The sequence below is a fragment of the Candidatus Polarisedimenticolia bacterium genome (genome assembly GCA_035764505.1).
Lineage (GTDB): Bacteria > Acidobacteriota > Polarisedimenticolia > Gp22-AA2 > AA152 > AA152.
Genome location: DASTZC010000226.1, coordinates 1 through 23,081 on the forward strand (window position 1 = coordinate 1; position 23,081 = coordinate 23,081).

The window sequence follows — 23,081 nt, forward strand, 5'->3', positions numbered from 1 at the left end:
CCATGAAGAGGTTGCCCCAGCCCGGCGGCAAAGCGAGCGCCGCGGTCCCGAGAGCCATGAAGCAGGCCCCCATGATCGGCACCGGCTTCACCGAGAAGGCCCCGGCCGTCACGATCCCCGCTCCGTAAAGGAGCAGCCAGACTGCGGGCAGCAGATCGGAGCGTCCGGAATTGAAAAGCCCCGGCGTCAGGATCGCTCCCGCCGCCAGCGGCGGTATTAGCGCCAGGAAAAAGCGGCGCGCCGGCCGGGCCAGCAGGGCGATTTTGAGACGGCGCGCCTTGCGCGCATTGAGGGAGGTGCCGACGATGACGGCCACCAGGGCCGCGAGGAGCCAGGTCTCCAGCCAGCGCCAGCTCGAGTCGGCTCCCGCCGCCGCGACCGCCGCCACCAGCGCGACGCTCCCGATGAGCATCGCGCCGAAGCCCGACAGCGCGGTGAACGAGGCGGCCCGCTCCATCGTCTCGCGGATGAAGCGGACATTTTCGATGGCCCTCTGCTGCAGGCTCTCGGGAGATCGAGGGGGAACGGGCACGGGGCTGTTCATGCCGGCAAGATACGCTGCGATTCGAGCGATGTCAAGTACTTTGTACTACAAACTTCAAGCCCGACAAAAAAGCCCGCGTCTCAGTCGCGGGCTTCGAAGATTGCTGGTAGCGCTACGGGGATTCGAACCCCGGTTTGATGGCTGAGAACCACCCGTCCTAACCCCTAGACGATAGCGCCATAGCTGGATCCGGGACAGGGATTCGAACCCCGATACCATGGTCCAGAGCCATGTGTCCTACCGTTGGACGATCCCGGATCGGAGCCGGGATTCTAGCCAATTGCCGTCTTTGCTTCAAGTGAGATCGCCCACCGTTACAGGCGTCGGGTGGAAAGCGCCCGCGCCTGAACGGCCGACATGGGATCAGGGGAAAAACCGAACCGAGACCGGAACAGGTGCCATGGCGTCAGGCCGGTGTGAAGTCCGGGCAGCTGCACCCTGCGGCGGTGCAGCGCCTTCCCGGCTCGGGAGCCTCCTCCGGCGCGTCGATTTTCGGATCGACTTCCACCTCCGGCGGCTCCATCACGTGGCTCGAGGCCGGATGGCCGCAGCGGCAAACTGGATCTTCCATATTCACTCCTTCCATAAGTCGCGATAGGCACCCTTGCAGGCGGCGGCTGGAAAGCGGCCGCGCCTGAACGGCCGATCCCGAGCGGCGGCTGGAGAGCGGCCGCGCCTGAACGGCCGATCCTGAGTCAGGAACGCGAGTCTCATACAGTCGAAAATCCCGCGATCGCCGTCTCGATGCGGCGCAGCGCCCTGTCGCGTCCGATCAGGACCAGCACGGTGAAGATCCCGGGAGACACTGCCTGCCCGGTCAGCGCCACACGCAGCGGATGAATCAGCTTGGCCGCGGCGATGCCCAGATTCTCCCCGGTCTTGCGCAGCGCCTCCTCGGTCGACTCCTCCGTGAAGGGCTCCACCTTGGTCAAGGCCTGCCGCAACGCCTTCAGCCGGTCGGGCACGGCAGGATCCTGCAGATGCTTGCGCACCGCCTCCGGATTGAGCTCGACGTCGTCCTTCAGAAAAACGGCGCAGTCGCGCACGATGTCCGACAGCTTGCGCGAGCGCGGCTTGAGCGCTTCGATCACCTGCTCGAACCAGACGCTGCGCTCGTCGTCGAGACTGGGATCCCACTCCCCTTTCTCTTCCAGCGGCTTGCGGATCGTCTCGCGGATCAGCGCCGCCGGCATGGCGTTGACGTACTGCCCGTTCAGCCACTCCAGCTTCTGCTCGTCGAACACCGCTCCCTTCTTGCCGACTCCCTCGAACGAGAACAGCCCGACCAGCTCGTCCTTGGACAGGAACTCCCGCCCGTCGCCGGGGGACCAGCCCAGCAGCGCCAGGAAGTTGAACAGCGCGTCGGGAAGATAGCCGGCCTCGCGGTACTCAGTGACCGCGACCGCCCCATGCCGCTTGCTCAGCCGCTTCTTGTCGGCCCCCAGGATCAGCGGCAGGTGCGCGAAGCTGGGCTGCGGCTCGCCGAGCGCCTGGTAGAGCAGGATCTGCTTCGGCGTGTTGCTGATGTGATCGTCGCCGCGGATCACGTCGGTGATCTTCATGTCGACGTCATCCGAAACCACCGACAGGTGGTAAGTGGGGGTCCCGTCGGAGCGCAGCAGGACGAAATCCTCGATCGTGTCGTTGGCAAACGCGGTCCTGCCGTGGACCCGATCCTCCCAGCTCGTCTCTCCCGCCGGGATGCGGAAGCGCAGGCAATGCGACTCGCCCGTGGCGATGCGCCGCGCCGCCTCTTCCGGCGCCAGGCCGGCGCACTTCCGATCGTATTTCCAGGCGATCCCTTGCTGCTCCGCCGCCTGCCGTCGTGCCTGCAGATCGGCCGGATCGCAGAAGCAGACGTAGGCCTTGCCCGTTACCTGCAGCTTTCTTCCCGTCGCGACGTGCCCGGCGCGGCGCTGCGACTGGAAGTGCGGCCCCTCGTCCCAGTCCAGCCCCAGCCACTGGAGCCCTTCCAGGATTGCCTCGGTCATCTCCTGGCGCGAGCGCTCCACATCGGTGTCCTCGATGCGCAGGACGAAAACACCCTTCTGCTTGCGGGCGAACAGCCAGTTGAACAGGGCGGTGCGCGCCCCGCCGACGTGCAGGTAGCCGGTGGGCGACGGCGCAAATCTCAGGCGGACGCTCATCGGCGACGGAATCTGGAGGGGGGCCTGTATTCGGGAGAAAAAACTGGCGGAGAGGGAGGGATTCGAACCCTCGACCCGGTTTTACCCAGGTAACGCATTAGCAGTGCGCCCTGTTCGGCCACTCCAGCACCTCTCCGCGTGGTCCTGCCGGCCGGGAAGGCGGTAGTCTAGCGTGAAGCCCCTTTTGTTGTCCATGAACGGCCGTTTCCTTGACTCGATGAAACCCGGCACCTAGAATCGCGCGACTTTGCGAGTCCCGAGACGACGACGCCGGAAGCTGGAGGTCGATCATGCGAAACAGGATCCTGCTCGCCCCGATCGCGGCGCTCATGCTCTGGTGCGCCTCCCCCGCGCTCGCCCAGAACCGCTCCGAGGCCTGGGAGCTGAACCCCTACATGGTCTTCACCGATTTCGATCGCGACACCGAAATCGACGAGGACCTGGGCGTCGGGTTCCGCTTCGGATACAACTTCACGCCGTTGCACGAGATGGAGTTCTCCTTCGACGGCGTTTCCACCGAGGACTCGGTGGTCGGACAGATCGACGTCGACGTCTTCAAGTTCCAGTCGAACTACACCTTCAACTTCAATTTTCAGCGCCACCAGCCGGTCATCCCCTACTTCACGACCGGCCTCGGCTTCATCCGCTTCGATGTGAGCGCCCCGGGGATCCCTTCCGACGACGAAGTCGACATGCTGTTCAACTTCGGCGGCGGGGTGCGCTTCTTCATCGGTCCGGTCTTCAACATCCGCCTCGACTTCCGCTTCATCTTTTTCGAGGGGGACAACCAGGTCCTGCGCGACATCGACTACCAGAACAACGAGTTCGGCTTCGGCGTCGGCTGGGTGGTAGGGGGCAAAACGCCTTCCCCAAAGCGGCATCATTGAGGTCGAAGCCCCTCCTCTGATCAAATGCCGGCCTTCAGACGCGCCCGGTTTCCAGACCTCGTATATTGGGGTGGCCGTGCGGTGAGACGCCTCCCAGAAACCCCTCTTCCGATCAAGTACCGGCCCTTCAGACGCGCCCGGTTTCCAGGCGCCGTCTGTAAGGGTGCCGCCGCCGGAAGCTAATCCGATCAAGATTTCCAGGCGTCGTCTGTAAGGGTGACGACGAAGACCCTCATTACACTTGTGTTATCCCACAGTCCCCCCCTTAGGGTCCTATCTTCTTATATGGTTGCGCCGCCGCGCGCCGGCTCCTAGATTCTCCCTCCGGCCGGGGCCTGCCCTGGATCCCGCACGTCTGCGGGAAAGCCCGGCCTACGGAGGGATCGATGACGGGCGAGGAAATTTGCCGCCAGCTCGAGGACCTGCGCCGCAGCGGCGCCGGCCTCGAGGAGATCCTGGCGCGCGCCGTGGATCTGCTGCACCGCTCCAACCCCCGCTTCCACTGGACTGGGATCTACGAGCTCTACCCCGACAACGTGCTGCGATTGGGCCCGTTCATCGGGGCCCCGACCGATCACGTCTTCATCGCCGTCGGCTACGGCGTCTGCGGCACGGCTGTCGCCGAAAACCGGAATATCAACGTCCCCGACGTGCGCCAGGCGCCGAACTACCTCGCCTGCTCCAGCGAGACCCGCTCCGAGCTGGTGGTGCTCATTCGCTCCGGCAAGAAGATTCACGCCCAGATCGACATCGACAGTCACGAGCTGGACGCCTTCGATCGCGACGCCGTGTCGCAGGTCGAGAAAGTGGCGGAATACCTGGCCGAGGCCTACGCACGCTCGACGCGTCCCGCCTCGGGGAGCTCCACAGCCTAGCATTGTCGCCCCGGCGGGAGACTGCGTGAAAGAGATCCACCAAGCCACCGATACCGAGACGGAGTCACCGGAACGGAAGCTGGCCCACTTCGAGCGGCGCTTCCGCCTGCTCGACGAACACCTGCGCCTGCTGGAGCGGGAGCGCCAGAAGCTCTCCGCCATCGTCCATCACACCGACGCCGGCTTCCTGGTGCTGGACGCCTCGCTCAAGGTGACCTGGGCCAACTCGATCTTCGCACGCGAGTTCTCGCGCAACGACCATCCCGGAGCGCTCGTGGGCGCAGCCTGCAACACCCTTCTGTGCGGCGAGGCGTCGATCTGCAGCCACTGCCCCGCCGCGCGCCCTTTCACCACGGGAAAGGTAGCGCACCACGAGATGCGACTGGAAACCGAAGCCCAGACGCGCGCCCTCTACGTCACCGCGATGCCGATCCGGTCCCTTACCGGCGAGACCGACCAGTGCATCGTCATGGTCCAGGACGTCTCCGACCTGGAGGTGCTGCGCAGCTCACAGCAGGCGCTGAAGGAAAGCGAAGAGCGCTTCCGCTCCATCTTCGAGCACGCCGCCAGCGGCATGACCGCCGTCAGCCCGGACGGCGTGCTGCTGCAAGTCAACCCCGCCTTCTGCCGCTTCCTCGGCTACTCGGCCGAAGAGCTGATCGGCCGCAACGTCGTGGACATCACCGACCCGGCCGACAGGGAGCCGACCCGGAAGCTGGTGGCCGCGGGCCGCGACGGGTCCAAGACTGCCATGGAGATGGAGAAGCGCTACCTACGAAAGGACGGCTCCATCGCCTGGGGGCACATCAGCATCACCTGGATTCGCGATGCCGAGGGAAAGCCCATCGTCGCCGTCGGCCTGGTCGAGGACATCGGCGAGCGCAAGCACGCCGAAGAGGCGCTGCGCCAGAGCGAAGCCCGCAAGGGAGCAATCCTGGACACGGCGCTGGACGCCATCATCACGATCGATCAGGCGGGGATCGCGCTCGAGTTCAACCCCGCCGCGGAACAGCTGTTCGGCCACCGGCGGGAGGAGGTCCTCGGCAGGAACATCCTGGAGCTGATCGTCCCGCCGGAGGAGCAGCAGAAAATCCGCGAGGGGCTGCAGAAGTTCTTTCTCACCGGCGAGAGCCCGCTGGCGGGAAGGCACGTCGAGATGCCCGCCATGCACCGCGACGGCACGCGCTTCCCGGTGGAGTTCGCGGTCAGCCGCATCCAGACCACCGGACCACCGGCCTTCACCGCCTACATCCGCGACCTCACCGAGCAGCGTCAGGCTGAAGAGGCCCTGCGCCAGCGCGAGGACCAGCTGCGGCATTCTCAGAAGATGGAAGCGATCGGCACGCTCGCCGGCGGCGTGGCGCATGACTTCAACAACCTGCTCACCGGCATCCTGGGCTACGCCGAGCTGCTCAAGCTGGGCTCCCGCCCCGGGGAGAAAGTCTTCCAGTCGGCGGAAGTGATCGAAAAGGCCGCCTCGCGCGCCGCTTCACTGACCCAGCAGCTGCTTGGCTTCGCGCGGCGCGGCAAGCATCAGAATGTCTCCCTGGATCTGCACGCCTCAATCCAGGAGGTGACCGGGCTGCTCGGCCGCACGCTCGACAAATCGATCAACCTGCGCCAGGAGCTGTGCACCGAGCCGGTCATGATCCAGGGGGATCCCGGCCAGATGGGACAGGTGATCCTGAACCTGGCGGTGAACGCCGCCGACGCCATGACTGCGGGCGGCGACCTGGTCTTCCGCACCTCGATCGTGAAGCTGACCGACGACCAGCGCGCGCGCCACGCGGGCCACAATGGAGCGCACCACGTTCTCCTGTCGGTAACGGATTCGGGGTGCGGCATCCCTTCCGACGTCCTGCCGCGGGTCTTCGAGCCCTTCTTCACGACCAAGGAGCGGGGCAAAGGGACCGGCATGGGGCTGGCCATGGTCTATGGCATCGTGCAGAACCATGGCGGTTTCATCGAGATCGACACCACCGTCGGACACGGCACGACCTTCCGGCTCTATTTTCCTGAGGCCAGCAGGACCGATCGGCCCCAAAGCGCCCGCCTGGCGGCCGGACAGTCGCGGGCCGGCAGCGGCACCGTCCTGGTGGTGGACGACGAGGAGTCGGTGCGCTGTGTGGCTACTGCGTTCCTCGAGGAGATGGGCTACACGGTCCTCACGGCGAAAGACGGCGAGGAGGCGGTGCAGATCTATCGCGGCTCGCAGGTTCCCATCGACCTGGTCATCATCGACATGATCATGCCGAAGCTCGGAGGGCGGGACTGTTTCCGCGCGCTGAAGAAAGTGAACCCGGAGGTGCGGGCCATCATCTCGACCGGCTACGACGTCAATGCCGCAGCCCAGGAGATCCTGGACGAGGGGATGCGCGGCTTCATTCAGAAGCCCTATCTTATGCGGCAACTCTCAGACGTAGTGTCGGCGGCGCTCAAGTCTTGAGATTGCTTGTGGAGACGACTCCACCGTTGCAGGCGGCGGCTGGGAAACGGCCGCGCCTGAACGGCCGCCACTTGATCAGGAGCTCGTGGAGACTGGGACTCCCTTGCAGGCGGTGACTGGGATCGGGCGTGTCTGAAGGGCCGGGACTGAGCAGAAGCCAGGACTGAAGTTCGAGCCTTAATCTATCCAGATTCTGATCAGGGTTTTCTGACCAAGTACCGGCCCTTGAGGCGCGGCGCCGTCAGCCGTCGCCTCCAAGGGTGCCCTGCCGGAAGCTCAATCCATCCAGATTTCGATCACGGATTCCTGATCAAATATCGGGCCTTGAGGCGCGGCGTCTATCAGCCGTCGCCTCCAAGGGTGCCCTGCGTGAAGCTCAATCCATCCAGATTTCGATCAGGGATTCCCGATCAAGTACCGGCCCTTGAGGCGCGGCGTCTATCAGCCGTCGCCTCCAAGGGTGCCTCTGTGTGAAGCTCAATCCATCCAAAACTCGATGCGGTAGATCAGATCGGAAGCGTTGCGAATGATCCAGCCGAGGAAAGCGCCGGGGAGCATTCCGTTGGAATGGTCCCGGATCTGCCCCCAGAACTTGCCGCCGCTCTGGAACAGCTTCACGTCGCCCCGGTGGGTCCCCTGCTGCTTGTGCCTCCAGAGTGCATGTCCCTCCCGGCCGCGCTTGCGCTTCTCCAGGGTGAACACGTAGCGGGGATTCGCTTTCAGCAACTCGATCAGGTCGTCCAGTCCCTTTCCCTGCACGAACACCAGATCGAAGTTCACAACGCGCATGGTCGCCTCCCCTGTCGCTTTGATGGGGAAATCCACTCACCGACTTCCCGACAGAAGCATACCCTGCCAAGAGCCATGGGAGTAGGGGTCCCAGAGATCATGGGGCGAGTTCTTCAGTGTGAGAGCTCGGCCGGCTGGATCACCGTGAGAGGGACTTCGTGCAGGTCCGACACCGCACGGGCGGGGTGCGGGTTCCGGACCGCGCCACTCGAAGCAAGCCATTCCCAAGAAGCGCAAGCGCGCGTACCTTCCTGACAAGGGGATCGGATCGCCCATCCATCAGGAGGTGCCGCGATGAAATCGATCAGCGCCACTGTCCTCGCCCTGTTGTCGATCGCGACTCTCGGTCTCGCCCAGGCTCAAGAGGCATCGCAGGCTCCCACGACGCCGGACAGCGTGCCGGGAGGAGATCTGCGTGTCGCCGGTGACCCGGCCAACCCCCGTTCCTTTCCTCTCAAGCACACCGAGGTCCACGCCGAGATCACGGGAAGCGTGGCCCAGGTCCGAGTGGATCAGGTCTTCCAGAACCCGTATGACCGGATCATCGAAGCAATCTATGTCTTTCCGCTTCCTCACCGGGCGGCGGTGGACGACATGGAGATCCGACTCGGGGATCGAACCATCCGCGGGACGATCGAGCGGAGGGAGGAAGCTCGGGCAATCTACGAGAAAGCCCGCAGCTCCGGCCGGGCCGCCGCGCTGCTGGATCAGGAGCGGCCCAACATCTTCACGCAGTCGGTGGCGAACATCCTGCCGGGCGAGGAGATCGTGGTCAGCCTGCGGTATTTCGACCTGCTGCCCTACGAGTCAGGCTCCTACGAGTTCGTCTTTCCGATGGTCGTGGGGCCGCGTTTCATTCCGGGCGAGCCGGTCGGAAAACAAGGAAGCGGCTGGTCCGCCGATACCTCCGTCGTTCCCGACGCCTCACGCATCACGCCGCCGGTGCTCAAGTCGGATGAGCGATCGGGACGCGACATCGCGGTCGAAATCGATCTGAAAGCCGGCATCCGGATACAGGCTCTCTCCTCTCGGACCCATAAGGTGGAGATCGAGCGGCCGGCGCCCGATCAGGCCCGGATTCGGCTGCGGCCGGAGGATGCGATTCCCAACAAGGACTTCGTGATGCGTTACCGCATCGACGGCGCCGTTCCCGGCGTCGTCATGCTGCCACATCGGACCGGCAAGCAGGGCAACTTCCTCCTTCTCATCCAGCCGGAGGCAAAGCCCTGGCCGGAGCACATCATGCCCAAGGAGATGGTCTTCGTCGTGGACTGCTCGGGCTCGATGTCGGGATTCCCCATCGAGAAGGTCAAGGAGGCGATGCATTACGCCCTCGACAGCCTCAATCCACTGGACAACTTCCAGATCATCCGCTTCTCGAATCAGGCCGAGAGCTTTGCGCAAGGTCCGGTCCCGGCGAGTCCCGCCCATGTCGCTCTGGCCCACGCCTATGTGGACGGTCTCTCCGGAGCGGGAGGAACCATCATGCTCGAGGGAGTCAAGACCGCCTTGAGCTACCCCGAAGATCCGCAGCGCCTGCGGATCATCTCGTTCATGACGGACGGATATATCGGCAACGAAACTCAGATTCTCGATTACCTCCGCAAGAACCTGGGCGGCGCACGCCTCTTCTCCTTCGGCGTCGGCAGCTCTCCCAACCGGTTCCTCCTCGAGAAGATGGCGGAATTCGGGCGCGGCGGCGTGCAGTACCTCCTCCCGAATGGCAACGTGACGGAGGCAATCCAGGGCTTCTACGACAGGATTCGCAATCCGTACCTGACGGATATCAGCGTGGACTGGGGTACGGCGCAAGTGTCGGAGCTATTCCCGAAAGAGGTTCCGGACCTCTTCCTCGGCCAGAGTGTCACCCTCTTCGGAGCTTATGAAAAACCGGGATCCGCCGAAATCACTTTACGGGGCAGGCTCGGCGGCAAGCCCTATGAGCAGAAGCTGCGAGTAGAGCTGCCGGAACAGGCGGCGGACGGCGAGGCCATCGGCACCCTGTGGGCCCGGTCCAAGATCGAAGAGCTTTCCGATCGCATGATCGAGAGCCCCCAGAGCTCGATCGTGGAGGAGATAACCCAGATCGCGATGGAGCATCGCCTCGTCTCTTCCTACACCTCGTTCGTGGCGGTGGAAGAACAGCCAAGGACGAACGGCGAACAGCCCGCTGTGGTCCCTGTTCCCGTCCCCTTGCCTGAAGGGATGAAGGACCCGGAAGCGGAGAAGCCTGTCCTTGGCGGGGTCGTCGGTGGAGTGGTGGGCGGGGTCATCGGCGGTGTCCTGGGAGGGGTTCCGGGAGGCATCCCAGGGCCTCCGCCTTCTCCGGAAAAAACCCGGGGGCCTTACAACGAAAGAGTTCGCGTCGAAGGCAAAGAGGAAGGTGTCAGCACCGGGAGCACGCGAATGAGTACGACCATTACTTCCGAGTATGTTTCCGGCCTCCCCATGCTGGGCACCGACTATCAGGATGTCCTGACTTTGGCTCCTGGTGTCATCGATGCCGGAAAACAGGCTTGTGCCACCGTGCGTGGTTCGCGCGACACCGAAGCGGTAGGCCTGGTGGATGGCGTGAACACGTCCAACGTGACCGGTGGGAAGCAGACGGAAATCGAAGGCCTCGAGGCAACCCTGTCCTCCGTCGGCGCGCAGCAGACCGCACCCCGGCAGGACTCGCTCTTCCTCTTTCTCCGTACGGCGCGCACAGGCTATCGGGTCGGCGAGCCGATCGAGATTCTCGTCGCCATCAAGAACCTGTCCCTGAACAATCTCATGATTCCCGATGCTCTATCCGTCGAGGATGGAAGCTCCTCTTTCAGGATCCTGGACGATGCGGGAAACATCCTCGACCAGCCGGAGCCAGGGATCTGCCTGGAGAGAAAGAGGACCATCGCTCCCGGGGCGTGGTTCGTGTACAGGCTCGTGCTCAACGGTGCGGGAAGGTTCCAGCTGGATCGTCCCGGTGTCTACCAGGTCAGGTTCCTGGGGTTCGACGCCGGCCTGCCCGACTCCACCCTGCTGCTGAAACTCGAGCCGTAGGCGCGAAGGGCCTGCTGCCGTCGCCGCGGATGCGGCAACGGACTTCGGTCCAGCTCCGATCAGGGGAACTCAATTGCCGAAATGCCCCACTTGAATCGGAGCACGGGCTTACAGGCAGAAGCCTCCACGGTGACGGTCACCGAACCGTGGAGAGTTCCTGAATCCGGCGGAGTGATTGTGAATGCGACCTTGCCGGTCTCTTTCAGCTTCGCGGAGGCCTCGTAGCTGCCGCCCGGTCCCTTGAAAGCGTAATGAATCGCCTCTTCGGGCTTGAAGCCGTCTCCCTCAATCAGCCAGGTGTCGGCGTTCAGGGAAAGGCGCTTCGCCTGCAGCCGGCAGCCTCGATCCTCTGCCTCGATCGGAAATGGGATGACTTCGACAAAGCCCTTCTGCTCGCCGTCCGGGGAGATGAGACCCAGCATGTAGACCTGGCCGGCCAAAAAGCCGATGGCGTTGATATCGTTTTCTTCCAAGCCCGCTTGGCATTGAGTCTTGGGTGTCTCCGATACTTTTGGAGGCTCCGGCTGGGGGCAAGCCACTTTCCCTGCGTCGTCCACGCGGAATCCCGACTGCGACAGGTTCCCATTCTTCGTGCTCCAGACCCAGCTATAGAGACTGAGCTCCTTGCCGGGGTTGAAGCCTGTTGCCGACAGTTTGTAATGGACAAAAGTCACTTTCCCTCGCTTCTCCCTGCTCATCTCCTTCAGCTTCAGCTCTACGCCCGGTGAATTCTTCGAGGAATACTCGTATCGGGGCCCCTCCGGGCTCGATTCAGGAACAGCCGCCGTGATGGACAGACCAAGGAACGCGCAGACCAGCGAAATCATTGCACGGCTCATTTTTCCTCCCTGAAATCAGGGTTGGTCATGCTCCATCCTCGTGGGCAGTTTGTGATAGTAATGCATCTGCTGGCAACCGCTCACGGGAGTTCGTGATGTCCAATCTTCGGCTTCTGCTCGCCGCTCTCACCCCGATGGTTCTGGCCATGCCGGCGTGGGCAAGCGGACCGGCGGCGGATCCCAAGCAGCCAGCCGTGAAACAGCTCGACCGGACGGCGCTGGCGGCCGAAGTACGCGACGAGTTCCTGCGCTCGTGGAAGGCCTACAAGGAATACGCCTGGGGCCACGATGAGCTCAAGCCACTCACCAAGGCACCCAGGGACTGGTACGGCGAGAGCCTGCTCATGACGCCGGTCGACGCCCTGGACACCATGCTCCTGATGGGCTTGACCGAGGAAGCAGACGAGGCGAAACAGCTGATCCTCGACAAGCTCTCTTTCGACCGGGACCTCCCGGTCAAGAACTTCGAAATCACCATCCGGCTGCTCGGCGGGCTGCTGTCGAGCTACCAGATCACCGGCGACGAGCGGTTGCTGCGTCTCGCCGACGATCTCGGAGGGCGCCTGCTCCCCGCCTTCGAATCGCCCACCGGCATGCCGTATATGTTCGTCAATCTCAAGACGGGCAAGCCTTCCGGAGCGCGCAGCAATCCCGCCGAAATCGGTACCCTGGTCCTGGAGTTCGGAACCCTCTCCCGGCTCACCGGCAAGCAGGTGTACTACGACAAAGCCAAGAACGCCCTGGTGCAGCTCTATCGCCGCCGATCGAAGATGGGACTGGTGGGCGAGGAGATCGACGTGGAGACCGGCCATTGGGTCAGCCCGCAGAGCCATGTGGGCGGCGGCATCGATTCCTACTATGAGTACCTCCTCAAGTGCTCGCGGCTGTTCGACGATAAGGAATGCGGGACGATGTGGCGGGAAAGCCTGAGCGCCCTCAACAAGCATCTGGCCGACGAGGCGCCTTCGGGATTCTGGTACGCCCAGGTGGACATGAACACCGGCAAGCGCACCGCGAGCGAGTTCGGCGCGCTGCACGCGTTCCTGCCCGCGGTGCTCGCCCTGGGGGGCGATCTGAAGCACGCGCGCCGCCTTCAGTCATCCTGCGACAAGATGTGGCGGATGCATGGCATCGAGCCCGACCTGTTCGACTATCGGTCGATGCGCGTCGTCGCCCCCGCCTACCCGCTGCGCCCCGAGATCATCGAATCAGCCACCATCCTCCATCGCCTCACCCGGGATCCCATTTATCTGGCGATGGGACGCGCCTACTTCGAGGCAATCAAGCAGCGCTGCCGGACGGATGCCGGCACCACGGTCCTGAAGGACGTCACCACCGGGGAACAAGGCGATCTGATGCCCAGCTATTACCTCGCCGAGACCCTCAAGTACCTCTATCTTCTCTTCTCCCCCGACAGCAAGCTCGATCTGGATAAGGTCGTCTTCAATACCGAGGCCCATCCGCTGCGGAAAGCCGCGCCCCGGCCGGACGGCGCGCGCTGAGGCCGGCGGCTCCACGCTCGGCTTTCTCGCGTGACAACGGCGGATGCGCTACCATCCCGGCGCACGTTGTCGCCAGTGCGGAGGGCCAACATGATGACCGCCCCATCCCGGACGCTCGACGAGCAGCGCGCCGAGTTCGCGCGCAATCGCTTCCTCGCCATGCCGATAGCCGGCATCATCGCCTGGACCATCATCGGCATCGGCGGCGCCTTCCTGCCGGTGCCCCTCGCTTCCTGGCTCCTGTTCATTGGCACCGGCTCGATCTTCGGCCTCGGCCTGCTGGTCGCCCGGTTCACCGGCGAAGATCTCCTGGGAAAGACGAGGAACAAGAACGTCTTCGACGATCTGTTCTTTCACACCCTGGTGATGGCCTGGCTGATTTTCTCCATCGCCATCCCCTTCTTCATGATCGAGCCCACCTCGCTGCCGCTGTCGGTCGGAATCCTCTCCGGCCTGATGTGGATCCCCTTCTCCTGGATCATCCAGCACTGGGTTGGCCTGTTCCACGGCATCGTACGCACCGTCCTCATCGTCGTGGCCTGGTACCTGTTCCCACAGCGCCGCTTCGTCGTCATCCCCGCGATTATCGTGGCAGTCTACCTGGTGACGATCGCCGTCCTGGCCCGCCGCCGGCGGTGACTGGTTACCCGCTGCCGCATCTTCAAAACGACGTTGACAGCGCTCTGGCATGGCGTCGCGACAAAATGCTGGCATTGACTCCCTGCGCAATCGGCTCTATCGTAAGCTCCGCATGTCCTCAATCCGGCTGTTGACCAAGACGGGCCGCGCGAATACGGCCAAAGCCGCCGCCCTTCTTGTCCTCTGCATCCTGGCGTTGGACCTCACCGACGCTGCCTGCGACCCCCTGATCATTTCCTGGGGGACGCCGGGTCTCTCCGACGTGCAGGCGGGAGACGGCGACCCATGCGGGGACACCTGCGTTCCCGACTGCTTCTGCTGCTCTTCGAGCGTTCCCGCCGTCCACCTGAGCCTGGCGTGGGAATGGGCTCCAAGCGTCGTGACTGAGAATCCCTGCAATCCAAGACCCTCTTCGGGGTTCCCGAACTTCCCCGATCACATCCCGATCTCCGCGTAATCCCCAGCGTCCCTTCTTACATCTTCATAAGAGTCCTTTCGGGTCGTCCCCGAGGACATCAAGCGCCGGGCGGCGCCGGCGACTTCTCTCTCCTGATTCGTCGAGGTTGGTGATGTGGAAAAGATCCCCGTGGGTCCTGCTATCCCTGTCTTTGTCAGCCGTCGCCGTCGCGGGCGACGAAAGGACGATTACCCTCGACGAAGCACTGCGCCGCGCCCAGGAGCAGTCTCCCGCGGGGCTGGAGATCGCCCTGGAGGTCGAGAGAGCGCGCGCCCGGATTGGCGCCAGCGGTCTTTGGAGCAATCCGGAATTCGCGCTCGTGCGCGAGGAATCGGCGGGCGTCGTGGAGCGTTTCGCGAACGTCACCCAGACTTTTCCTTTGACGGGCCGCCTGGCGCTCGAGCGGGACTCGGCCCGCCGGGGCCATGCGGCGGCCGAAGCCGCGGCCAGTCAGGAAAGGGTCGCCCTGCGCGCCAGGGTGCAGGCATCCTTCATCGACCTGCTGCTTGCCCAGGAGCGCGCCGGTACCGTCGAGACCGCACGCTCGCAGATGCAGGAGCTGGTGGAAGCCCTGCGCGCTCGCGAGCGCGAAGGTGAGTCTTCGGGATTCGATCGCATGAGAGCGGAGCGGGAGCTTGCCGAGATCGCCGCGGACCTTGCCCTCGCCCGCGGAGAGCTTGCCGGCGCCGGCTCTTCCCTGGCGGCGCTCGTGAACCTGCCGCCTGATGGCCTGCTGGCCACGGGCCGGCTGGATGCCGAAGAACCCCTGCCGAAGCGTGAGGAAGTCCTCCGACGCTTCGAAACCCGGGGCGACGTCGTGGCACTGGACCTCGAGGCCGAGGGCTCCGATCTGGCGGCTCGCGCCGCGCATCGCCGCGCGGTCCCCGACGCCGCGCTCACGTTCGGAACCAAGACCACGGAAGCGGGCAACTCCGAGGACAGAGGACCGGTTCTCGGCATCGCTCTCTCCATCCCTATCCTCGACCGGGGACAGGGGCAGCGCGGAGTGGCCCGGGCGGAAGCCGCCTTGGCGCGCGCCCGGCGAGCGGCCCTGGCGCGACAGGTCCTCGGCGAGATCGAGGCCGCCTATGCCGACACCGTCTCACGCCGCGACGCGGAGCTTGCCTACGGCGGCTTGGATGACCCGGAGGACCTCGTCCGGATCGCCCGTGCGGCCTACGACGCCGGAAGCATGGGGATTCTCGAGCTCCTCGACGCCTATCGCACCGTTCTCGCAGTGCGCCTCCGGCAGCTCGAGCTCCACGCGGCCGCCCGCCGCGCGGAAACCATCCTGGATCTGGCGATCGGGGGGAATTCTCCCTCGGCGGAGGCCCGATGATGCACCCTGTGTCTCACGCGCAACCCCGGTGGGCGAAACCGACCCTGACCACGCTGCTCTTCCTGGCGATTGCCTGCGGCGGGACACCGGAGCCGGAGCACGAGAAAGAAGCGGCACATCCGGCCAGGGAAGAGATCGTCCTCTCGACGGAGGCCGTCCGGGCGGCAGGCATCGAGGTCGTTTCGGTCTCCCGTGAGACGTTCCACCCTCACGTCATCGCCAGCGGGATCATCCGTCCCATCGCGTCGAAGAACGTGACGGTGAGGCCCCTCGCCGGCGGCCGGGTGGTCCGGGTCCTCGCCGACATCGGGGACCGGGTCAGGCGAGGTCAGATCCTGGCCAGCATCGAAGGCGCCGAAGTGAGCGCCGCCGTGGCCAGGCATCGGACCGCGGCCGCGCACGAGGAAGCCGCCAGGCGCGCCCTGGAGCGCGGCGAGAAGCTCCTGGAGATGAAAGGCATCAGCCGTGCCGAGGTGGAGATCCGCCGCGCCGAAGCCGAATCCGCGTCGGCGGAGGCCCAGGCGGCCCGGCAGGATCTCGCTCGCCTCGGACTCGATCCCGACGATAAATCGCTGGCCGATCGCCCTCGCGCCGAGTTTTCCGTGACGGCTCCCATGGAGGGGGTCGTCCTGTCACGGTCCCTCTCACCGGGATTGCTGGTCGGGCGGGAAGCCGCCCTGTTCGAGATCGCCGAGCTGTCTCGAGTCTGGGCCATCGTAGATGTCTACGAGAAGGACCTCGGACAGGTCCGGGACCAGGGTGAGGTGGAGATCACGACCGACACCTTCCCAGGGTCCGTCTTCACGGGAACGATCGCCCTTATCGAGCCGTCGCTCGACGAGGCGGGGCGGACGGCCCATCTGCGGGTGGCTCTCGACAACGCCTCGGGACAGCTTCGTCCCGGGATGTTCATCACGGCCGCGATTCCATTGCGCGGAGCAACCGATGCCGAAGCGACCGCCGTTCCCAGCGACGCCGTGCAGATGATCACCGGCCTGCCCGCGGTCTTCGTCGAGAAAGGACCCGGGCGGTTCGAGCTGCGGCCCGTCGAGGTGGGCCGGGAGGCGCACGGGATGACGGAGATCCGCCACGGCTTGAAGGAGCAGGAGCGCGTGGCGACAAAGGGCGCCTTCGTTCTCAAGTCGGAATTGCTGAAAGGGACCATCGAAGGCGAGGAGCACTGATGATCCATCGCCTGATCGAACTGTCGCTGCGAAACCGTCTCGCGGTGACCATGGCCGCCGTCCTCCTGGTCGCCGCCGGGGCGGTTGCGCTCGGAAGACTTCCCATCGATGCCATGCCCGACGTCACCTCGGTCCAGGTGCAGGTGCTGACCAAGGCTCCGGCCCTCGGGCCTCTCGAGATCGAACAGTTCATCACGCGTCCCATCGAGAACGCGATGAGCGGCCTTCCCCGGCTCGAGGAGGTCCGCTCGGTCTCGCGCTACGGGCTGTCGGCCGTGACGGTCGTCTTCCAGGACGGGACCGACATCTACTGGGCCAGGAACCTCGTCGAGCAGCGTCTCTCCGCCGCCCAGGAGTCGATCCCACCCGACGTCGAGCGCCCGGAAATGGGCCCCATCTCCACCGGCCTCGGCGAGGTCTTCATGTTCGTCCTCGAAGGCGAGGGACACTCGGCGATGGAGCTGCGCACGCTGCTGGATTGGGACATTGCCTACCGGCTGCGCAGCGTCCCCGGGGTGATCGAGGTCAACACCTGGGGAGGGCTCGCGAAGCAATATCACGTCCTCCTGGATCCCGGCCGGCTCCTCGCCTACCACCTTTCGATTCCCCAGGTCTTCCAGGCGGTGGAGCGCAACAACCTGAACCGCGGCGGCGGCATCATCGAGAAAGGCGGCGAGGGCTATGTGATCCGCGGAGAAGGCATGGTTACCGGCGCCGCGGATCTGGAAAAGGTCGTCGTCGGCACCACCGCCGAGGGAACGCCCATCCTCATCCGGCACGTCGCCGAGGTGCGGGAAGGACCGATGCTGCGCATCGGCGGCGCGACCAAGGATGGAAAAGGAGAAACGGTCATCGGGATGGTCATGATGCTCGCGGGCGAGAATGCGCGCGAAGTGGTGGGTCGCGTGAAACAGGCCCTCGACGAGATCCAGCCGACCCTCCCGAAGGGGATCCGGATCGTTCCCTACTACGACCGCGAGGCCCTCGTCTCGCGCGTCATCTCGACGGTTTCCAAGAACCTCGTCGAGGGAGGTCTCCTCGTCATCGCCGTCCTCCTGCTGGTGCTCGGAAACCTCCGGGGCGGGCTGATCGTCGCCTCCGCCATCCCTCTGTCGATGTTGATCGCCTTCATCGCCATGGTGCGCTCCGGCATCTCGGGGAACCTCATGAGCCTCGGAGCCATCGACTTCGGGCTGATCGTCGACGGCTCGGTCGTCATGGTGGAGAACATCGTGCGCCGGACCGCCGGCTCGCCACAGTCCCGCGACGAGCGCCAGCAATCCGTTCTGGCGGCCGCCCTGGAGGTCGGCAGACCGATCGCCTTCGCCGTCGGGATCATCCTGATCGTCTACCTGCCAATCCTGTCCCTCAGCGGCATCGAAGGGAAGATGTTCCGGCCCATGGCCTGGACCGTGGTTTTCGCGATCGCCGGGTCGCTCCTGGTGGCCCTCACGATTATCCCGGTGCTCTGCTCTCTGGTCCTTCCTCCACAGGTCAGAGAGCGGGAAACCTGGCTTCTCCGGGCGGCGCATCGAGCCTACGAGCCGGCTCTCCGATGGGCGATGGCACGTCCCCGAGCCACCGGCCTCATCGCCCTCGGGGTCTTTTGCCTCTCGATGCTCGCCGTCCCCTTTCTCGGTGCGGAGTTCGTCCCGCGCCTCGACGAAGGCGATATCGTGATCCAGGCTTCGCGCCTGCCCAGCGTGTCGCTCACGCAGTCGCTTGCCTCGACCACTCAGATCGAAAAGGTCCTGGTCAAGATTCCCGAAGTCGAGACGGTCGTGTCCCGTACCGGAAGCCCCGAAGTGGCCACCGACGTGATGGGCCTGGATCTCTCCGATGTTTTCGTCATTCTCAAGCCCCCGGGGGAATGGCGCCGCGGGATCGACAAGCAGGAGCTCATCGCCGAAATGCACGAGGCCCTCGAAAAGAACGTCCCGGCCAACGTCTTCAGCTTCACCCAGCCGATCGAGATGCGCTTCAACGAGCTGATCGCGGGCGCCAAGAGCGACCTGGCTGTGAAGGTTTTCGGAGACGATCTCGACGTCCTCTCCGCCAAGGCCGCCGAGCTCGGCTCCCTGATCGCAAGGATTCCCGGCGCGGCGGACGTCCGCATCGAGCAGACCGCGGGACTCCCCATGATTCGCGTCGTGGTGAACCGGGATCGAATCGCCCGCCTGGGAGCCAGCGCGGACGACGTGCTGTCGGCCGTCGAGGCGGCCCGCAGCGGGCGGATCGTGGGAAGCGTCCTGGAAGGAAGGCGCCGCTTCGAAATCGCGGTGCGTCTCAAGGAGGGCGTCGCGACCGATCCCCATTCCCTTGCCGCGGTTCCTGTCGGGACGCAGGACGGCCGACTGATACCGCTGGCCCAGCTGGCGGATATCGAGATCCAGGAAGGTCCGGCCCAGATCAGCCGGGAGCAGGCGCTCCGCCGGGTCACCATCGAAGCCAATGTGCGCGGCCGCGACATCGCCGGCTTCGTCGCCGAGGCCCGCCGTGCCGTGGCGACCCGCCTCGACCTGCCTTCAGGCTACTACGTGACCTGGGGTGGGCAGTTCGAGCATCTCGAGGCGGCGACGAGACGCCTCGCCATCGCCGTTCCGTTCGCCCTTTTCCTGATTCTCACGCTCCTGTACGCCGCCTTCGGATCGATCCGGGCGGCGGCGCTGATCTTCCTGAACGTGCCGATGGCGGCCACCGGAGGCATCGGCGCTCTCCTCGTCCGCGGCATGCCCTTCAGCATCTCGGCGGGAATCGGCTTCATCGCGCTCTTCGGGGTCGCCGTCCTCAACGGCGTCGTCCTTCTCTCGTTCACCCGCAAGCTGGAGACCGAGGAGGGAATGGATCCGGGGCAAGCTGCCCTGCGCGCGGCCCATATCCGCCTTCGCCCGGTCCTGATGACGGCGCTGGTCGCGAGCCTGGGATTCGTGCCGATGGCGCTCGCAACGGGAGCCGGAGCGGAAGTCCAGAAGCCGCTCGCCACGGTGGTCATCGGAGGGTTGCTCACGTCGACGCTTCTGACCTTGCTGGTCCTTCCGACGCTTTATCGATGGTTCGCCGGACCGGGAACAGCAGCGTCGCAGCGACCCTGAGCCGCCAATTCTCGTGCCGCTGACGGGAACCATCTCTCGTGTCGCCCCGATGCGAGAACGCCGTCACGTCGCCGACGGTGTCCGCTACTTCCGCACCGTGGGCACCGGGGCGATGGTGTCGAGAGCGAATTTCTCGGCCTGCGGCGTCGCGAGCCCGATCGCCACAGCCTCCTCGCGGGCCTTGTCGATGGTCCATCCGTCCTTCAGGACGCGCTTGATCATCCACAGGGAGCCCACCCGGTTTCCCGACTTGCAATGGATGAACACCGGCTGGTTCGCGGGAGCGCCCAGGACGGCCAGGAACTTCTCGACCACATCCGGATCGGGATGGGCCGGATCGAAAGGAATATGGAAGTAAGCGAGCTTCGCCTGCAGGGCCGCCGCTCTGCCCGCCTCGACGTCGGCGCCTTCCTCGGTCGCGGCCCGCAGGTTGATGACCGAGGCGAAGCCTTGCTTCTTGAGGAAGGCCATCGCCGAGGGCTCGGTCGCCCCGCCGAAGCCGAACCTGGCGCCCCCATAACCGCGGGAGCCTTCCAGCAGGGAGTAATTCTTGATCCCCGGAGCCTCCGACTTCTTCACCGCGGGGTCGACGGATGGAGTCGGCTCCAGGGCCGAAGCGGCGCCCAACCCGATCAACAGTCCACAGAAGATCGCCGCCGCAAAAGGGTGCAGGCGCCGGGGTGAGTCCCGAGGGCTTGAGAAGCGACGGATTATCGCGCCGAAGCCTCTCATGAGCGGAATCCCGTCGCCGTTTCCGAGGATGTGTGGCTCGAGTCGTCTAGGCGGTGCCGGCAGGTGTCGCAGGAGCCTCCAAGGCAGGAACAGGGCACCCCGTCGGCCTGCGCCTCGCTGCACAGCCCCGTTCCGCGCCACTCACGCATCCGCCCTTCGCTTGCGCCAGCATCGCTTTGGCATCGCATCGAGCCCTTCCTGTCCGCTTCACGAGAATTGCCGAGCATCGCGACCTCCATGCGCGGCCGGACCGCGCCTTGGTTCAATCCTGTGCCGCGGCCAGCATTGCCTCGCCGGTCGCCGGCAAATCCACTTTTCGAGCCAGAGCGGCGTCCGCCACCGCGATCGTCGCCAGGTTCACGATGTCGCTCACCGTGCTTCCCTGGTGCAGCACGTGCACGGGTTTGTCCATGCCGGCCAGCATCGGGCCGATTATTTCGGCCCCTCCAAGCCGGTGCAGGAGCTTGTAGGCGACGTTGGCGGCGGAGAGATCCGGGAAGACGAGCACGTTGGCATCCCCCCGGATGGCGCTGAACGGGAACACGGTCTCCGCCAGATGCGGCTCCACGGCAGTGTCGGCCTGCATCTCGCCGTCCACCACCAGGTCGGGGCGCCGCTCGCGGACCATGCGGGTGGCCTCGGCGACCTTCCGCGCGAAGGGATGTCCGACACTGCCGAAGTTCGAGAACGACAGCATGGCAATCCTCGGCTCGAGACCGAAGCGACACGCCAGATCGCTGGCCAGGATGGCGGTTTCCGCCAGCGTCGCGGCGTCGGGCTCGACGTTGACGGTCGCGTCGGCGACGAAGATCGATCGGTTGCGGAAGGTCATCAGGAACACACCCACGACCCGCTGCACGCCGGGGCGGGTCCCGATGATCTGCAGCAGCGGTCTGATGACGTCCGGATAGTGGCGCGTCACCCCGGAGACCAGGGCGTCCGCCTCGCCGCGCGCGACCATGAGCGCCCCGAACATGTCGGGATCGAGGACCATCCGGCGGGCGTCTTCGCGCGTCACGCCCTTGCGCCGCCGCAGGGCGTACAGCGTGTCAGCGGCGGCGTCGGCCACCTTGGAGCGTGCAGGATCGACGACCGTCACCCCGGCAAGCGGCACCCCCAGGTCCCGCGCCGCCTCCTGCACCGCCTCCGCAGAACCGAGCAAAATGGGCCGCGCGACGCGATCTTCGACCAGGACCGTCGCGGCCCGAAGGATGCGGGGATGGGTCCCCTCGGGGAAAACGATCGAGCGCGAATCCTTGCGGGCGCGATGCGTGATGATCCGCATCGCCTCCCGCGCGGGGCCCAGGCGGCTCTCCAACCGTTCGCGGTACTGCTCGAGATCGACCGAGCGCCGGGCCACGCCCGACTCCATGGCCGCCCGCGCCACCGCCGTCGCCTCCCAGGTGATGACTCGCGGATCGAAGGGCTTGGGAATGATGTATTCCGGCCCGAAGGTGAAGCGCCCCTGACCGTAAGCGGAAAGCACGCTCTCGGGAACCGCCTGGCGGGCCAGCCCGGCCAGGGCATGCAAGGCCGCCAGCTTCATCGGCAGGTTGATGGCGGCGGCCCGCACGTCGAGGGCCCCACGGAAGATGAAGGGAAATCCCAGGACATTGTTGACCTGGTTCGGAAAGTCCGACCTTCCCGTCGCCATGATCAGGTCATCCCGCACGCGGCGCGCCGTGTCGTAGGGGATCTCCGGATCCGGATTCGCCATCGCCAGGATGATCGGCCTCGGCGCCATCGATGCCACCATCTCCCGGGTGACCAGATTGGCTTCGCTCAATCCGATGAGCAGGTCTGCGCCGCGCATCGCCTCCGCCAGGGTGCGGCACTTCTCGTCGGTGGCGAAGAGGGCCTTGTAGGGATTCATCCCCTTCTCGCGTCCTTTGTGGACCACGCCGGAGCGATCCACCATGAGGATCTGATTCGTCTGCATGCCCAGCGCCAGGAGAATCTTTGCCGAAGCGATGGCCGCCGACCCCGCGCCCGCGAACACCACGCGCACCTCCGTCAGACGCTTGCGCTGCAGCTCCAGGGCGTTCACCACGGCAGCCCCGGCGATGATCGCGGTTCCGTGCTGGTCATCGTGGAAGACCGGGATGCTCATGGTCCGGATCAGCTCCTCCTCAATCCGGAAGCAGGCCGGGGCGGCGATGTCCTCGAGGTTGATGCCGCCGAAGGTCGGCTCGAGCAGACGCACGGTCCGGATGACCTCCTCCGGGTCGGTCGAATCGATCTCCAGGTCGAAGACGTCCACGTCGGCGAAGCGCTTGAAAAGGACTGCCTTCCCCTCCATGACCGGTTTGCCGGCCGCCGGGCCGATGGCGCCCAATCCCAGCACCGCCGTGCCGTTGCTGACGACCGCCACGAGATTGCCCTTGCCCGTGAGCTCGTAGACCGACTCGGGGTTCCCCTGGATCTCCCGGCACGGCTCGGCCACGCCGGGCGTATAGGCGAGCGACAGGTCGCGCTGGGTCCTGCAGGGCTTGGTGGCGACGACCTCGATCTTTCCGGGGCGGCCGCCACGGTGGTAGCTCAGTGCCTCGCGGTGAAGATCCATGGGCTCT

General features: G+C 65.2%; 17 protein-coding genes and 3 tRNA genes. 10 read left to right on the forward strand and 10 right to left on the reverse strand.

The window, feature by feature from the left end:
• From VFW45_14815 to VFW45_14840, 6 genes are all read right to left on the reverse strand, one after another.
• Positions 1 to 544 (reverse strand): hypothetical protein (locus tag VFW45_14815; protein HEU5182057.1); only part of this gene is annotated, 544 nt, incomplete at its 3' end.
• A gap of 104 nt (positions 545 to 648) precedes the next feature.
• Positions 649 to 723: transfer RNA gene (locus VFW45_14820), tRNA-Glu, on the reverse strand.
• A 5-nt stretch (positions 724 to 728) separates the two neighbouring features.
• Positions 729 to 802 (reverse strand) — tRNA-Gln (locus VFW45_14825).
• A 148-nt stretch (positions 803 to 950) separates the two neighbouring features.
• A complete protein-coding gene (locus tag VFW45_14830; protein ID HEU5182058.1) occupies positions 951 to 1,115 on the reverse strand; it encodes a hypothetical protein in 165 nt (54 codons plus the stop codon).
• Between the two features lie 139 nt (positions 1,116 to 1,254).
• The gene (gene gltX / locus VFW45_14835; protein ID HEU5182059.1) at positions 1,255 to 2,691 is read right to left on the reverse strand and encodes a glutamate--tRNA ligase; all 1,437 of its coding nucleotides are present in this window, start codon (positions 2,689 to 2,691) and stop codon (positions 1,255 to 1,257) included.
• A 44-nt stretch (positions 2,692 to 2,735) separates the two neighbouring features.
• Positions 2,736 to 2,827: transfer RNA gene (locus VFW45_14840), tRNA-Ser, on the reverse strand.
• Between the two features lie 154 nt (positions 2,828 to 2,981).
• Between VFW45_14840 and VFW45_14845 the strand changes: the two genes are divergently transcribed.
• The 3 genes from VFW45_14845 (at position 2,982) to VFW45_14855 (ending at position 6,899) form a co-directional block, all read left to right on the forward strand.
• Positions 2,982 to 3,578, forward strand: coding sequence for a porin family protein (locus tag VFW45_14845; protein ID HEU5182060.1), 597 nt, complete (start codon positions 2,982 to 2,984; stop codon positions 3,576 to 3,578).
• Positions 3,579 to 3,964: 386 nt separating this feature from the next.
• Positions 3,965 to 4,453: a GAF domain-containing protein gene (locus VFW45_14850; GenBank protein HEU5182061.1), complete on the forward strand. Its 489-nt coding sequence runs from the start codon at positions 3,965 to 3,967 to the stop codon at positions 4,451 to 4,453.
• A gap of 25 nt (positions 4,454 to 4,478) precedes the next feature.
• Entirely contained in the window at positions 4,479 to 6,899 is a 2,421-nt protein-coding gene (locus VFW45_14855) for a PAS domain S-box protein (protein HEU5182062.1), read from the forward strand.
• A 477-nt stretch (positions 6,900 to 7,376) separates the two neighbouring features.
• On the opposite strand, the gene VFW45_14860 is transcribed toward VFW45_14855, so the two are convergent.
• Positions 7,377 to 7,688, reverse strand: coding sequence for a hypothetical protein (locus VFW45_14860; GenBank protein HEU5182063.1), 312 nt, complete (start codon positions 7,686 to 7,688; stop codon positions 7,377 to 7,379).
• Between the two features lie 294 nt (positions 7,689 to 7,982).
• Here VFW45_14860 and VFW45_14865 point away from each other — a divergent pair, with 294 nt between their 5' ends.
• The gene (locus VFW45_14865) at positions 7,983 to 10,727 is read left to right on the forward strand and encodes a VIT domain-containing protein (GenBank protein ID HEU5182064.1); all 2,745 of its coding nucleotides are present in this window, start codon (positions 7,983 to 7,985) and stop codon (positions 10,725 to 10,727) included.
• A 59-nt stretch (positions 10,728 to 10,786) separates the two neighbouring features.
• Here the strand turns inward: VFW45_14865 and VFW45_14870 are convergent, their stop codons facing one another.
• Complete coding sequence (locus VFW45_14870; GenBank protein ID HEU5182065.1) at positions 10,787 to 11,566, reverse strand: hypothetical protein; 780 nt, start codon at positions 11,564 to 11,566, stop codon at positions 10,787 to 10,789.
• A 95-nt stretch (positions 11,567 to 11,661) separates the two neighbouring features.
• Here VFW45_14870 and VFW45_14875 point away from each other — a divergent pair, with 95 nt between their 5' ends.
• The 6 genes from VFW45_14875 (at position 11,662) to VFW45_14900 (ending at position 19,779) form a co-directional block, all read left to right on the forward strand.
• Positions 11,662 to 13,068 carry a glycoside hydrolase family 47 protein gene (locus VFW45_14875; protein HEU5182066.1) on the forward strand — a complete coding sequence of 469 codons (1,407 nt, stop codon included), beginning with the start codon at positions 11,662 to 11,664 and terminating at the stop codon, positions 13,066 to 13,068.
• A gap of 90 nt (positions 13,069 to 13,158) precedes the next feature.
• Positions 13,159 to 13,707 (forward strand): hypothetical protein, encoded by a 549-nt coding sequence (locus VFW45_14880; protein ID HEU5182067.1) that lies wholly within the window; start codon positions 13,159 to 13,161, stop codon positions 13,705 to 13,707.
• Positions 13,708 to 13,819: 112 nt separating this feature from the next.
• Positions 13,820 to 14,164 (forward strand): hypothetical protein, encoded by a 345-nt coding sequence (locus VFW45_14885; protein HEU5182068.1) that lies wholly within the window; start codon positions 13,820 to 13,822, stop codon positions 14,162 to 14,164.
• Between the two features lie 112 nt (positions 14,165 to 14,276).
• The gene (locus VFW45_14890; GenBank protein ID HEU5182069.1) at positions 14,277 to 15,503 is read left to right on the forward strand and encodes a TolC family protein; all 1,227 of its coding nucleotides are present in this window, start codon (positions 14,277 to 14,279) and stop codon (positions 15,501 to 15,503) included.
• Positions 15,500 to 16,687 carry an efflux RND transporter periplasmic adaptor subunit gene (locus VFW45_14895; GenBank protein HEU5182070.1) on the forward strand — a complete coding sequence of 396 codons (1,188 nt, stop codon included), beginning with the start codon at positions 15,500 to 15,502 and terminating at the stop codon, positions 16,685 to 16,687. The genes VFW45_14890 and VFW45_14895 overlap by 4 nt, the downstream gene beginning before the upstream one ends.
• Entirely contained in the window at positions 16,687 to 19,779 is a 3,093-nt protein-coding gene (locus VFW45_14900; GenBank protein ID HEU5182071.1) for a CusA/CzcA family heavy metal efflux RND transporter, read from the forward strand. The genes VFW45_14895 and VFW45_14900 overlap by 1 nt, the downstream gene beginning before the upstream one ends.
• A gap of 84 nt (positions 19,780 to 19,863) precedes the next feature.
• Here the strand turns inward: VFW45_14900 and VFW45_14905 are convergent, their stop codons facing one another.
• The gene (locus VFW45_14905; GenBank protein ID HEU5182072.1) at positions 19,864 to 20,415 is read right to left on the reverse strand and encodes a sulfur transferase domain-containing protein; all 552 of its coding nucleotides are present in this window, start codon (positions 20,413 to 20,415) and stop codon (positions 19,864 to 19,866) included.
• Positions 20,416 to 20,773: 358 nt separating this feature from the next.
• Positions 20,774 to 23,074, reverse strand: a complete 2,301-nt coding sequence (locus VFW45_14910; GenBank protein HEU5182073.1) for an NADP-dependent malic enzyme — start codon at positions 23,072 to 23,074, stop codon at positions 20,774 to 20,776.
• Between the last annotated feature and the right edge of the window lie 7 nt (positions 23,075 to 23,081).